16 protein-coding genes are annotated in these 13,070 nt (G+C 52.2%); 10 read left to right on the forward strand and 6 right to left on the reverse strand.

Features of this window, described 5'->3' with window-relative positions; genetic code table 11:
- The first annotated feature begins 220 nt into the window (after nt 1-220).
- The gene (locus BQ5456_RS06000; RefSeq protein ID WP_071129195.1) at nt 221-1,657 is read left to right on the forward strand and encodes an FAD-dependent oxidoreductase; all 1,437 of its coding nucleotides are present in this window, start codon (nt 221-223) and stop codon (nt 1,655-1,657) included.
- Between the two features lie 35 nt (nt 1,658-1,692).
- Here BQ5456_RS06000 and htpX read toward each other — a convergent pair whose 3' ends face one another.
- Complete coding sequence (gene htpX / locus BQ5456_RS06005) at nt 1,693-2,574, reverse strand: zinc metalloprotease HtpX (RefSeq protein ID WP_071129196.1); 882 nt, start codon at nt 2,572-2,574, stop codon at nt 1,693-1,695.
- 106 nt (nt 2,575-2,680) lie between these two features.
- Between htpX and BQ5456_RS06010 the strand changes: the two genes are divergently transcribed.
- From BQ5456_RS06010 to BQ5456_RS06050, 9 genes are all read left to right on the forward strand, one after another.
- A complete protein-coding gene (locus BQ5456_RS06010; RefSeq protein ID WP_143037044.1) occupies nt 2,681-2,911 on the forward strand; it encodes a hypothetical protein in 231 nt (76 codons plus the stop codon).
- A gap of 123 nt (nt 2,912-3,034) precedes the next feature.
- Nucleotides 3,035-4,195 (forward strand): DMT family transporter, encoded by a 1,161-nt coding sequence (locus BQ5456_RS06015; protein ID WP_083378399.1) that lies wholly within the window; start codon nt 3,035-3,037, stop codon nt 4,193-4,195.
- 130 nt (nt 4,196-4,325) lie between these two features.
- On the forward strand, nt 4,326-4,628 hold the full coding sequence (locus tag BQ5456_RS06020; protein ID WP_071129199.1) for an urease subunit gamma: 303 nt from the start codon (nt 4,326-4,328) through the stop codon (nt 4,626-4,628).
- A 19-nt stretch (nt 4,629-4,647) separates the two neighbouring features.
- A complete protein-coding gene (locus BQ5456_RS06025) occupies nt 4,648-4,956 on the forward strand; it encodes an urease subunit beta (RefSeq protein WP_071129200.1) in 309 nt (102 codons plus the stop codon).
- 89 nt (nt 4,957-5,045) lie between these two features.
- Nucleotides 5,046-6,767 carry an urease subunit alpha gene (gene ureC, locus BQ5456_RS06030; protein WP_071129201.1) on the forward strand — a complete coding sequence of 574 codons (1,722 nt, stop codon included), beginning with the start codon at nt 5,046-5,048 and terminating at the stop codon, nt 6,765-6,767.
- Nucleotides 6,768-7,042: 275 nt separating this feature from the next.
- Nucleotides 7,043-7,519: an urease accessory protein UreE gene (locus tag BQ5456_RS06035; RefSeq protein ID WP_071129202.1), complete on the forward strand. Its 477-nt coding sequence runs from the start codon at nt 7,043-7,045 to the stop codon at nt 7,517-7,519.
- A complete protein-coding gene (locus BQ5456_RS06040) occupies nt 7,500-8,219 on the forward strand; it encodes an urease accessory protein UreF (RefSeq protein WP_071129203.1) in 720 nt (239 codons plus the stop codon). Before BQ5456_RS06035 ends, BQ5456_RS06040 begins: the two co-directional genes overlap by 20 nt.
- Before the next feature lie 49 nt (nt 8,220-8,268).
- Complete coding sequence (gene ureG / locus BQ5456_RS06045; RefSeq protein WP_071129204.1) at nt 8,269-8,880, forward strand: urease accessory protein UreG; 612 nt, start codon at nt 8,269-8,271, stop codon at nt 8,878-8,880.
- On the forward strand, nt 8,880-9,755 hold the full coding sequence (locus BQ5456_RS06050) for an urease accessory protein UreD (RefSeq protein WP_071129205.1): 876 nt from the start codon (nt 8,880-8,882) through the stop codon (nt 9,753-9,755). The genes ureG and BQ5456_RS06050 overlap by 1 nt, the downstream gene beginning before the upstream one ends.
- A 3-nt stretch (nt 9,756-9,758) precedes the next feature.
- Here the strand turns inward: BQ5456_RS06050 and BQ5456_RS06055 are convergent, their stop codons facing one another.
- The 5 genes from BQ5456_RS06055 to BQ5456_RS06075 form a co-directional block, all read right to left on the reverse strand.
- A complete protein-coding gene (locus BQ5456_RS06055) occupies nt 9,759-10,064 on the reverse strand; it encodes an ArsR/SmtB family transcription factor (protein ID WP_143037045.1) in 306 nt (101 codons plus the stop codon).
- A 177-nt stretch (nt 10,065-10,241) separates the two neighbouring features.
- On the reverse strand, nt 10,242-10,439 hold the full coding sequence (locus BQ5456_RS06060; RefSeq protein ID WP_071129206.1) for a hypothetical protein: 198 nt from the start codon (nt 10,437-10,439) through the stop codon (nt 10,242-10,244).
- 239 nt (nt 10,440-10,678) lie between these two features.
- A complete protein-coding gene (locus BQ5456_RS06065) occupies nt 10,679-11,275 on the reverse strand; it encodes an ABC transporter ATP-binding protein (RefSeq protein ID WP_071129207.1) in 597 nt (198 codons plus the stop codon).
- Entirely contained in the window at nt 11,272-12,225 is a 954-nt protein-coding gene (locus BQ5456_RS06070; RefSeq protein ID WP_071129208.1) for an ATP-binding cassette domain-containing protein, read from the reverse strand. Before BQ5456_RS06070 ends, BQ5456_RS06065 begins: the two co-directional genes overlap by 4 nt.
- Nucleotides 12,222-13,067 carry an ABC transporter permease gene (locus tag BQ5456_RS06075; protein ID WP_205407862.1) on the reverse strand — a complete coding sequence of 282 codons (846 nt, stop codon included), beginning with the start codon at nt 13,065-13,067 and terminating at the stop codon, nt 12,222-12,224. Before BQ5456_RS06075 ends, BQ5456_RS06070 begins: the two co-directional genes overlap by 4 nt.
- Nucleotides 13,068-13,070 lie beyond the last annotated feature (3 nt).

Raw genomic sequence — 13,070 nt, forward strand, 5'->3', positions numbered from 1 at the left:
GACCGGCAAGCCCCCGTCAGCTCTCTTCCGCTTGTAGGTTTGGCCCAAGACTCGCCCGGGTACTTTACCTGGGTTTTGTGCCGCTGTCTTGCCGGTTGCTCCTAAGTGTGAGACCGCTCAATAAAATGCGAGATAAAGCGCTTTCCTGGCTACAATAGGGGAGGTTTGGGGTGCCAAAAGTAGGCGCCGCCAGGTTGATAATGCAAAAGGAAGGGTTTTAGTGTCTGACCGTCCGCTCAGTGTCGCCGTGATTGGAGCCGGCCCCGCCGGAATCTACGCCTCCGATATTTTGTCCAAATCTGGTCTAAATGTAGAGATTGACCTATTTGAGCGCCTGCCCGCGCCCTACGGTCTGGTGCGTTACGGGGTGGCGCCAGACCATCCTCGAATTCGCGCGATTATTACCGCCCTCTACAAGGTTTTGCAGCGCGGAGATATTCGCCTGCTCGCCAATGTAAATGTTGGTGGCGAGGACGCCGATATTACCGTTGATGACCTGCATGAACACTATGATGCGATTATTTTTGCTACCGGCTCTGATCGGGATAAACCCATCGACTTACCCGGTCGAGACCTCCCGGAATGCTTTGGCGCCTCCGATTTTGTGTCCTGGTACGACGGCAACCCGGATTATCCGCGTTTTTGGCCCTTAGAGGCTAAAGAAGTGGCGGTGATTGGGGTAGGTAACGTTGCCCTGGATATTGCCCGGGTCATGGCGAAGCATCCTGCAGATATGTTGAAAACCGAGATTCCGGAAAACGTAGCGAAAGAGCTTTATAAATCCCCAATCACAGATGTGCATATTTTCGGGCGGCGCGGGCCTGCCCAGGTGAAGTTCACCCCCTTAGAGCTGCGTGAACTCGGCCAACAGCCGGGGGTAAAAGTGATTGTTTCTGAGGAAGATTTCGAGTTTGACGAAGGCTCGGAGCAGGCGATAGCGGCCTCAAAACAAACCAAAATGGTGGTTGATACCTTAATTAATTATGCCATGGATGAGGACGACCGGGAGGCTGACCGCCGTATCCACCTGCATTTATTCTCGGCTCCCAAAGAGATTTTGGCTGATGAGGACGGGCATGTGCGCGCCCTAGTTACCGAACGTACCCAGCTGAACGGAGACGGAACAGTTTCCGGTACTGGCGAGCTGCGGGAAACCCCGGTACAGGCGGTTTATCGCGCGGTGGGGTATTTCTCCTCTCCGATTGAGGGGCTGCCTTTCGATGAGCGGCGCGGAGTAATCCCCAATCAGGAAGGGCGGGTCACCGACCTGGAGGGAACCCCCTTGAACGGTATTTACGCAACCGGTTGGGTTAAGCGTGGTCCGGTAGGGCTGATTGGGTCTACCAAGTCCGATGCCCAGCAAACTATCGCCCACCTGGTAGAGGACGCCGAAGCTGGCAAGCTAGTGGCTACCGGCAAAGCGGTGGGTCACGACGCCATGATTGAGCTACTTGAACAGCGCGGGGTTCCTTTCTCTACTTGGCATGGCTGGGAGCTACTGGACGAATACGAAAAGCAGCTGGGCGCAGACTTTGGCGAGGTCGAGGGGGGACGCGGGGCGCGTGAACGCGTCAAAGTGGTGTCCCGTAAAGCGATGAGCGCGATTTCCCGCGGCGAGGACGTACCGGAAGATCTAATCGGTAAGGACGGAGAATAGCCTGCTCTGACGGGGTAACAGCCAGGTAGTAGAGGCTAGTACCCTGCCATTTCTTCTAGGCGGCGAATCCGCTGATCCATTGGGGGGTGGGTAGAAAATAGCTGCCGCATACCTCCTGCCCTAAATGGGTTCGTAATCATCATGAACCCGACTTTCTCGGTTTGCGGATTTTTCGTCAGGGGACGAGCAGTAGTTCCTGCCTCCAGTTTCTTGAGGGCGCTAGCCAGGGCAAGGGGATCACCGGAGAGTTCCGCGCCGGTTTGATCCGCATCGAACTCGCGGGTACGAGAAATCGCTAGTTGGGTCAGGGTTGCAGCCAATGGCGCCAGGAATACCATTAAGAGCGCCCCGATAGCCGCCAGGGGACCGGAGCTTTCCTCATCGCGCCGTCCTCCTCCGAAAAAGAACATCATTTGGGCTGCGGAAGTAATCAAACCCCCGATAGCGGCGGCAATTGAGGAGGTTAAAATATCGCGGTTATACACGTGCATCAGTTCGTGGGAGAGCACTCCGCGCAGTTCCCGTTCATTTAGCAACTGCAAAATTCCTTCGGTGCAGCAAACCGCTGCATGGGAGGGGTTCCTGCCGGTAGCAAAAGCATTCGGGGTGGCGGTGGGGGCAATATAGAGGCGCGGCATCGGTTGCCCGGCGGCTTGAGACAGCTCGGTGACGATTTTTACAATCTGGGGGTATTGTCCCGGGTCTACTGGGTAGGCGCCCATCGCCCGAATCGCCAACTTATCGGAGTTCCAGTAGCTATAAAACGTGGAGGCCAGCCCAATCGCCGCAAAAATCCATAGGAACGCAGAATTATTAGTGCCGTAGGAAATCAGGTATCCGATCCCCAAGAGAATCGCCCACATGATTCCCAGTAGCAACGCGGTCTTCACGCCGTTTCCAAACCGTTTTCCCGCCATATATTCCTCCTTTATTTATGCTTAAATCTAACAGCTCAAGCTGAGGGCTCCCTGGCAAGGGGCTGGGCTTTGTCTATTAGCGTTTTACTTCTCTAACGGTACTAAATTGAAAATTCTTGGGGTCAGGGCTCCCCCTGTTTTGAGCCGAGTCCTAGTTGCCGCAGTACTGTATTACTGGGATGGGCAGCTGGACAGTGAGAAAAGCAACAACGAAGAAATTATAGTTAATAATTTTTCGGGCGGATTTTTTTGTATGAATCCTCCAAGATTAAAAGTCGGAAAAATAAAAGTTAAAGCGTTCTCGCAAGCCGATTTTATTTTATTGGAAACCTTGTGAACTGCGAAATCAGGGAAGCAAACCGGAAAGGTTAATAAACGCTAAATTCAACTAACCAATTGAATCAAATTGTTTGTTTCAATAATGGTCACTAATACAAAAAGTTTTGATAGGCTAGCGGGTATGTTAGCTAAATCAACTACGGGGACCACTGTCCCATCTCCAATAAAACATGTCAGTCACGGCAAGGCTGTTTTGGTTCTCCTGCTCGGTACTTTGTTTTTGTCGGGTACCCCGCTTTGGGTGAAAGCAGCCAATATGGATCCGGCCACTCAGGCCTGGCTTCGCGTTATCCTCGGATTCTTGTGTCTATTGCCTTTAGGTGTCATGGAAATCCGCAAAAAGCAGTCACTGCCCAAAAAAGGCATCATCCTGGCGGTAATCTCCGGTCTGTTCTTGGGTGTGGACTTCACCGCCTGGAACTACTCAATCTTCCTAATCGGTTCCGGCGTGGCCGCGATTCTGCTTAACCTGCAGGTTGTGATTGTGCCCATGCTGACTGCAATTATCGACAAGTTCCGCCTGCCTCGATCCTTCGCCTTCGTGCTGCCCATCATGATTGTGGGCGTGCTCTTCACCGGCGGCGTGTTTGAAAGTGGCGGCGACGCTTTTGTCGGTCCCAAAACCATCACCATGTTTGGAATGGAGCTCAAGACCGCAGTCCTTGGTACTGCCTTCGGTTTGACCTCCGGCATCTGCTACTCGTGCTACCTGTACTTCTCTCGGAAGGCCAGTACATCGGCACCGCGTAAAGATCTCTACGTCCAGCCCATGATGTACACCATGCTGGCACAGGCAGTATTCCCCACCATTTGGATGTTTACTGGCGGCAACGGCTTCAATATGACCCATGGCGTATTGACCAAGAACGCTGAGGGCGTAATGGTGCTGCCAGCGATGAACGATGGTATTTCCATCTCGGAAGCAACCATGATGGGTGACCCCATCAATACTGGCAACTGGATTAACCTGATTATCCTGATTGTCATCGGTCAGGCTGCTGCCTGGACCATGGTTCAGTATGGTTCCGTTTGGCTGGATCCGACCCTGTCGGCCGGTATTCTGCTCCTATCTCCGGTTACCTCAGTTATCATCGCCGGTCCGCTATTCTCTGAATGGCCGTCTGCCTTGCAATGGCTGGGTGTGGTGCTGATTTTGGGTTGCGTGGCATATCAAAACGGGTTGCTACAAATACTGATAGCAAAGATAACGGGTAAACCCTTAGCCAAAGATGAGTACGCTGAGGAGCCCGAAGATATCGCTGCCGCGGAAAGTAGAGAATAATTCGTAAAATCAATGGTCAAGCTGTACTACGTCCAACGTAGAAAGGTGCTTGCCGCAGTCGTTACCACAAAACAGATCTAGCGCAAGGACTTAAGCTCCTTGCACCAGCTAAATAAAATGGAGGATTTTCATGAAACTCACTCAGCGTGAGCAGGAAAAGCTGCTTATCGTCGTCGCTGCCGATGTCGCGCAGCGCCGCAAGGATCGCGGTGTTAAGCTCAACCAACCTGAGGCAGTTGCTTTGATTTCAGCTGCCATCATGGAGGGCGCTCGTGACGGTAAGACCGTTGCCCAGTTGATGAGCGAATGTGTAAACATTTTGACCCGCGATGACGTAATGGAAGGTGTCCCTGAAATGATTCCCGACGTTCAGTTGGAGGTCACTTTCCCAGATGGCACCAAACTGGTCACCGTACACAATCCGATTCGCTAACTGAAAGGGATTAACAACCATGATTCCAGGTGAATACTTACTACAAGATGAGCCGGTCAAGCTGAACGCAGATCGGGAAGCGATTACCCTCGAGGTAACCAACACCGGTGACCGTCCTGTTCAGGTTGGCTCTCACTTCCACTTCGCAGAAGCTAATAGTGAGCTTGATTTTGACCGCAAGGCCGCTCTGGGCAAGCGCCTCGATATTCCCGCCGGCACCGCAGTCAGGTTAGAGCCGGGCGATTCCCGCACGGTTAACCTCGTTGACTTTGGTGGAAAGCGCGAGATTTACGGCTTCAATGGCAAAGTTAACGCCCAGCTCGACTAGGCAAATTAATAAATATTGAGCAGTAAATAGACCTAGCCCGAGTTTAGGTCAATAACGTACAGACGAATTTACAAAAATAGGAGAACATAATGGCGTTTGATATGGCGCGGCGTTCGTATGTCGAGCTGAATGGTCCAACGGTGGGCGATGGCGTTCGACTTGCTGATACTAATCTGATTGCCCGCATTGAGAAGGACTACCTGACTCCCGGCGAAGAGGTCTCGTTCGGCGGCGGCAAAGTTATCCGCGATGGTATGGGACAAGACGGTCGTTCGGTTTCCGCCGACGACGTGGTCGATCTGGTGATTACCAGCGCGACAATTATCGATTACACCGGAATTTACAAGGCCGATATCGGCGTAAAAGACGGCAGGATTTATAAGATTGGGCAGGCGGGTAACCCCGACACCCAAGACAATATCGACATTAAAGTCGGCGTGGGCACCGAGGTAATCGGCGGCGCAGGCATGATTGTCACCGCTGGCGGGGTAGATACTCACATTCACTACATTTCCCCCGACCAGATAGAAGCCGCCCTCGACAACGGTATTACCACCCATATCGGTGGTGGCACCGGTCCGGTGGATTCCACCAATGCCACCACGGTTACCGCTGGTCCTACCAACCTGCGACACATGATTCAAGCCTCAGAGAACTTTCCGATTAACGTTGGCTTCCTGGGTAAAGGGCATGCGGGTGCGCCAGATCCTTTGCGCGAGCAAATCTTGGCCGGAGCTGTGGGGCTAAAGATTCACGAGGACTGGGGCGCAACTGCAAATGTTATTGACCAGGCTCTAGCCCTAGCCGATGAGATGGATTTCCAGGTGGCAATCCACACTGACACCCTTAACGAGGGCGGGTTTGCTGACAACACCATTGCGGCATTCAAGAACCGCGTGATTCACACCTTCCACACTGAGGGCGCTGGCGGTGGCCACGCCCCCGATATTTTGAAGGTTGCGGGGCTGCCGAATGTGTTGCCGGCGTCCACTAACCCCACGCTGCCTTACACCATTAACACCATGGACGAGCACCTCGACATGATTATGGTGTGCCACCACTTGAACCCGGATCTTCCGGAGGACGTGGCTTTTGCTGATTCTCGTATCCGTAAGGAAACTATCGCGGCAGAGGACGTGCTGCACGATATGGGCATCATGTCGATTACTTCCTCTGACTCGCAGGCCATGGGGCGTGTGGGTGAGGTTGTCACCCGCACCTGGCAGGTTGCGCACCGGATGAAGGAACAGTTCGGTCCGCTGGCTGGCGATTCGGAAGGCAATGATAACGAGCGCATTAAGCGCTATGTTGCCAAGTACACCATTAACCCGGCGATTGCTACTGGTGTCAGCCACGCTGTCGGTTCCGTTGAGGAAGGCAAGCTAGCTGACCTGGTTATTTGGGAGCCGGCTTACTTTGGTGTGAAGCCGAAGATGGTGTTGAAGAACGGGTATGTTATTCGCTCGGTTATGGGTGATTGCAATGCCTCTATCCCCACCCCGGAGCCTCGGACGATGCGTTACTCTTATGCTGCTCGTGGCGTACTGGCGGCTAAGACTTCGGTTACTTTCTTGCCGACTGCTGCTATTGAGGCTGGTCTGGAAGATGAGCTACGCGCCGATGGCATGAACCGGATGTTCGTGGAAGCGAAGAATATGCGGAATATCTCTAAGGCGGATATGAAGCACAACTCAGCTACCCCGAATATTGAGGTTGATCCGCAGACCTACGAGGTACGGGTGGATGGCAAGCTGATTACTTCAGAGCCAGCTTCCGTGCTGCCTATGGCTCAGCGTTACTTCCTCTTCTAAAAAATAGGTAAGCCTGACCCGGGGGGTCGTCAACTTCGGTTGGCGACCCCCCGCCTTGGCGCAAATCGGCTGCTTTTGACCTTCAGATACCGCCAGCTATTACCGGGATTTCGGCGTAAATCAAGACGCAGATATTCCAGCATTTAATTGAATGATGGGCAGGTAAAATGGTATCCTGGATTGTCAGGGTCGGGTGACGCTGAAATAGTCGACAGCCGTTATAGCACCCAATATAGGTATTACAATTGGGGTGCCAGCAAGTAAGAAAGAAAGATATGACTGTATCTGAAATTTTAGGTAACGTTGCCGAATTATCCGCTGCAGAGCGGGAAAAACTACAAATTGACTACCTGGTTTTCGATAATGAATCCCGCCTCAAGAGGGTGCAGCGGGCTCGCACTGAATCCGGACGCGAAATTCCCATTAAGTTCAAGCCAGGATTTAGGGAAATAAAAGATGGCGACATCTTGGTTCGTGAGGGCGATGCGGCAGTCGTCGCCAAGATGGAAACTACCGATGTGCTGGTTATCAAACCGCAGAGTATTCGGGAAATGGGCGTGGTCGCGCATACCCTGGGAAATCGTCACATGCAAGCACAGTTCTTTGATGTGGATAGTCAATTTGGGGCGCCAGTAATGGTGGTGCGTTACGACCATACCGTTGAGGACTATCTAGATCACGTCAAAGTAAACTACGAGCGCGGCGATTACGTGATGCCGGAAGCTTTCCGTCATGCAGAGCACACCCACTGACATTCGTCGGAAACTGGTAACTTGGCACCTTACCGATTCCGCCCTGCCTACTGGGGGGTTTGCCCACTCCGCTGGTTTAGAAACCTTTGTACAAGATGATCGGGTTGCTAACCCCGACAGCTTTGCTAAGTGGTTACATGGCTACCTCAGACAGGCGAGTTTCAATGACGCGCTGGCAGTTAAATGTGCTGTTCAGTTGTACCAGCGAGAAGGTAGCGAGGAAGAAAAACTAGCTACCCTGAGGGAGTTAGATACTCTCTTGCACGCTTGCCAAGCACCGAAACAGGTACGTGCCTCCATGAATTCGATGGGTAAACGGATGGCTAGAATCGCCTCCTTTATCGCCCCTGAAGATTTTCTGGTCACTCAATATGCGCAGGCAACCGCGGAGCATCAGATGCACGGCAACCCGGGGATTGCTGCGGGTCTCGCCCTAGCAGCCGCGGGTATCAGCCTAGAAGATGCCATTTCTGCCTATCTCATGCAGATGGCTAACTCGATTACCCAAAATGCTATCCGGGCTATCCCTCTGGGGCAGGACGCCGGACAGAAAATTCTGGTTGGTGCTTACCCGCTCATCGAGAAAGCAACCCAAATGACCCTGGATCACGATATAAGTGATCTAGGCTGTGTGGCTCCCCAATTGGAGATTGCCCAGATGGCACATGAGGATCTGCGGTCACGAATGTTTATGTCATAAAAAGCGTTTTCGACAGTTAGAGATAAATTTTATTAGAGAGAAGGAAAAAATGAGTGCAATCAAAGTTGGCGTTGGCGGTCCGGTGGGATCAGGTAAAACCGCGCTAATCGAAAGAGTTACCCGCGCCCTGGATGGGGAAGTTTCCATGGCGGCAATCACCAACGATATTTACACCACCGAGGACGCGAAAATCCTGGCTCGCGACAGTGTATTGCCAGAAGACCGGATTATTGGGGTAGAGACTGGGGGCTGCCCCCACACCGCGATTCGCGAAGATACTTCCATGAACGATGCTGCCTACCAGGAATTGATTAAGCGTTTCCCCGACTTGGAATTGGTGTTCATTGAGTCGGGTGGCGATAACCTATCCGCCACCTTCAGCCCGGAACTGGTCGACTTTTCCATTTACATCATTGACGTAGCCCAGGGAGAAAAGATTCCCCGAAAAGCCGGTCAGGGAATGATTAAGTCGGATCTTTTCGTTATCAATAAAACCGATTTGGCTCCCCACGTTGGTGCGGATCTAAATGTAATGGTCGAGGACTCGAAAGTCTTCCGTAAAGATAAACCCTTCGTATTGACAGATTTGAAAACAGATGAAGGTCTAGAGGGCGTCTTGGACTGGATTCGTCACGAAGTGCTAATGCAGGATCTCGTCTAATGCAGATTCCCAGCGGAGTCTTTATTCATAACCCCCCGCACGAGGAAATCGGGGTTCTAGAGCTGGGGGTGGCAATCAGTGGCGGAAAGTCGATTGCCACCCGCCAGTTCAACACCCGGGCAATGAAAATTATCCGCCCGCATTACCTGGATGATTCCGGGCAGGTTTATTACATCATGGCCAATCCTGGCGGCGGTTACTTGGGCGGAGACGCCTATCGCATGAATATCAGCGTTGCGGAGGGCGCCTCCCTATTGCTGACAGATCAATCAGCTACCAAGGTGTACCGTACCCCCGGCGATTTCGCGGTGCAAAATATCGATTTCACCGTGGAAGATGACGCAGTATTCGAGTACCTTCCGAACCAGCTGATTTTGTATCGAGATGCCGATTTCCGCCAACATATAACCGCGAACATCTCTGAAAAGGGATCGCTGTTTATGGCGGATATTATCACTCCCGGCTGGTCTCCGGATGGCACTCTATTTAGCTATAAACAGGCCAGACTTCGCAACGAGATAACCGTAGGTGATGAATTAGCGCTGGTAGACAACTTGCGAATTAATCCCACCCAAGCTGACTTTGGTGACGACAAGGATTTCTTTATGGCGGGGCGAACCCACGTGGCAACCGCTATCTGCTTCGACCCCGGGGTTGATTCTGAGCTAGTAAGCGAGGTTAAGACACTGGTGAAGGAACGTTGCGCAGCTAACCCCGATATGATGGGGGCGCTTAGCGAATGCGACCGTCCCGGTTTTATGTTGCGAGCCTTAGGCAGCAGAACTGAAGAACTACATAGTCTAATCCTGGCGGCAGCTGATCATGTACGAATGAAGTTGCGGGGGCAAGGTCCGATAGATTTGCGTCAGTACTGATGGCTAGTCCTCGTGAGTGGCACCCATCCAGTGTAGTAATTTGTGGATATCATCGTCAGCGATGGCGTATTTGATGCTGCGCCCTTGCCGGGCGGACTTTACCACCCCGACCTTTTCCATTGCCCGTAGGGCGGCAGATACCGTTGCTACCTGCAAATTGGTAGCTTCAGCTAGTTCGGTAACGGTATAAACGTATTGCCCGGCAAAATGAATAGAGGTTAACAGCTTGAGTCGGGTGGGATCCCCTAAAATTTTAAATGTCGCCGACCATTCTGTGGCCAACGTAAGATTATCTGACAGCTGAGCCATAGATTCTCCCCTAGCTTAGGTGCCGAATTCGATTCCAGCTATTGACTGCTTTAGGTTAAAAACCCTTGGTAAACTCCTGGCGGTCTAGCAATGCTTGATTGCTGAGACCGCCAGGAATGAACTAATTGTTAACGATTAAGTACAGGGTTGGTAGTACGCTAAGACAGCGTTAACAAGTTACTCAGTGGGCGGTTTCGGCTGGTTAGAGTCATTAGCAACCAGAACCGTCAACACCGTGCACAGCACAGTTTGAATAATGGTGAAAGCGGTGTTCCAACCAACCTGTCCCGTCTGGAAGTTGTGGGACGCCGCAAAGATTCCCATTAAGATAGCGACGAGCGCAAAGCTCAGAATTACCTGCCGCGAACGTGACATTTGATTTCCTCCATGAAGGTAATATTCGAAATATTATTATCTCGGGTTAAAGGACAAAATGTGATATTGCTCCGAGAGTACGGTTCCCTTCTTCCCAATTTCAGCCGAATAGGCATATAGGCAATTATAGGTGATGAAAAGCAAGTTTTCCCAATATCGACAATTTTGTCGCAGCAACCGCCACTAAATAGGGGCTAGCGAAGTTTATTCACTATAAATCCGAGATAAGTGTTCCTAATTTACCCGATAGCTATCACCCGATCAGCAATTTTGTCGACTAGCAGTTGGTCGTGGCTTACTGAGAGTATCCCGATATTTCTCCGCTGGGCTTCCTCAAGCACAAAGTTCCATATATGTGCTTGAGAAATAGGGTCGAGCATAGTAGTTATCTCGTCTGCGATGAGGTATTTAAGGTCGACTCTCAAGGCACGGGCGATACAAAAACGTTGGATTTCGCCACCTGAAAGCTCGCTGGGGTAGCGAGCCAGCCAGCTGTGCTCAATCCCTAGACCCTCTAGGAGCCGTTCATCGATATCTCCGGCTTCCTGTAAACTCTCACCCATCTTCAACCGCGGGTCAACAGATTGCTCAGGATGTTGCCAGATTAGCTGTACCGGGCGAGCTTGGCGGCGCGGTAGTGGTTGACCATCGATTAGAACGTTACCTTTTTGGGGGGTTAAAAAACCCGCCATCAGCTTGCAAATCGTGGTTTTTCCTTGACCGCTAGGGCCGAATAGGGTTACTTTTTCTCCCGGCTCGACCTGCAGATTAAAGTCTTGTACGACCGGTTTGTTTTTCTGGTATCCAAACCAAATTCTGCTAGCGACCAGACTCATTTCGCCTCACCTCTAAGGACTTTTTCGTCATAGGCGGCAGGATTTGCGCACCGCACCATGGCTTTACCAATTCGCAGGGAGGCAATCTCTTCACTGCAAGCAGCGATCGTCCAGGGGCAACGCGAGCTAAAGGGACAGCCCGAATAGCTCCCTGGCAGGGGTTGGCTTCCGGGATAGGGGGCGAAACCGCGTCCCGGCAAGGAACTAAGGAGGGCGCGGGTGTAGGGGTGATAGGGCCCGCCCGTCTCTGTGCTGGTATCTTGCCACTCTTTTATCAGGCCAACCTCTAGGGTGGTTCCGGCATAGAAAACCGATGCCCGGTCTGCATATCGCAATGCCAATTCCACATCGTGAGTGATGATCAATACTGCATTTCCTGCGTCCGCGAATTCGCGCAAATCTTGCATGACTAACTCCGCCAATTCGGCGTGCAAGCCGGGTGTGGGTTCATCAGCCACAATCAACTGTGGTTTGGATAGTAGCGCTGCAGCGATTAACACGCGACGAGCCATTCCCCCCGAAATCTCGAAGGGGTATTTGTTGGCGGTGTCCTGCGGCAACTGGTAGCGCTCAAAAATGCGGCGCATCTGTGCGGGGTCGCATCCCTTTTTGCCTCTGACTTGCCGACCGATTTTCATCAGGGGATCCAAGCTGTTTACACTTTGGGGAATCAAAGCAATTTCGTTGCCAGCAAGGGCTGAAAGCGTAGCAGCGTTTAGTTTTTCCCCGCGGTATTCAATATCGCCGGCAACGTAGGCAGCGGGGGAGCTAATTCCTAATATCGCTTCAGCCAGCAGGCTCTTACCTGAACCGCTGGATCCGATAACGGCTAAAATCTCGCCGGGGCGCACGCGGGCGTGTAGCCGAGAAATCACATTTACGATTTCGCCGTCTTTAGCGGGGAAACCGATTGATAAATCGTTGATCGCTAGTATTGGTTGTTTGCTCATTGTCCGCCCCTTAGCAGGACGCGTACTGCTCGCGCAAAAGCGTCAAAGATTAGGACTACAGCCAGCAATGCCACGCCGGGGAAAATTGCCGACCACCACATCCCAGCACTTACGTAGCCGACTGAGGCGCTTAAAATAACTCCGATAGCAGGCGAGTCGGGGGGAAGACCGAAGCCTAAGAAGGTGATGGCAGCTTCGTGCATAATCGCGTGGGGGAATAGTAAAATCGCGCCCACCATTGCCTGTGGAGCCAAAGCCCGCCAGTAGTGTGTAGTAGCCAGTTGCCACGGAGTGCGTCCCAAGGCTTGCGCGCTGGCAATGTAGATAGATTCTTTGACCTGTAGTACTTCCGAGCGCACTACCCGGGCTAGGGAAGGCCAGTGGGTTACGGCCACACCGATTGCCACTCCCCAGAAGCCGCGTCCTAAAGCAATCGAAATTAAAATAAGTAAGAGCAGATGGGGGATTCCTAGTAGCAGGTCGATTAGCCAGGTAATGACCGCGTCTACCCAGGACGGCCCGATAGCTGCAAATACCCCCAAAATCACGGCTATTAGCGCGCTGACTAGGGACGCGATAATACCGATAAGGATGGAGGTAGACAGCCCGGCGAAGGTGCGGGCAAAAATATCGCGTCCCATCCAATCGGTACCGAATAAATTCTTGAGGTTTGGCGCAAGACCGGTACGAGTGAAGTTTGCAGTGGTGGCGGTATCTCTAAGCGCTATCCCAATACCCACAATTGCTACTAAAACCGCCAAAGTTAGCACTGCTTGCCGCGTAGCCACCTTGGGATTGGTCAGGCGTGGCAGGTGAGGTAGGTGAAAAATTTGTTTTTCCACAGT

Source organism: Varibaculum massiliense (assembly GCF_900106855.1).
Classification (GTDB): Bacteria; Actinomycetota; Actinomycetes; order Actinomycetales; family Actinomycetaceae; genus Varibaculum; species Varibaculum massiliense.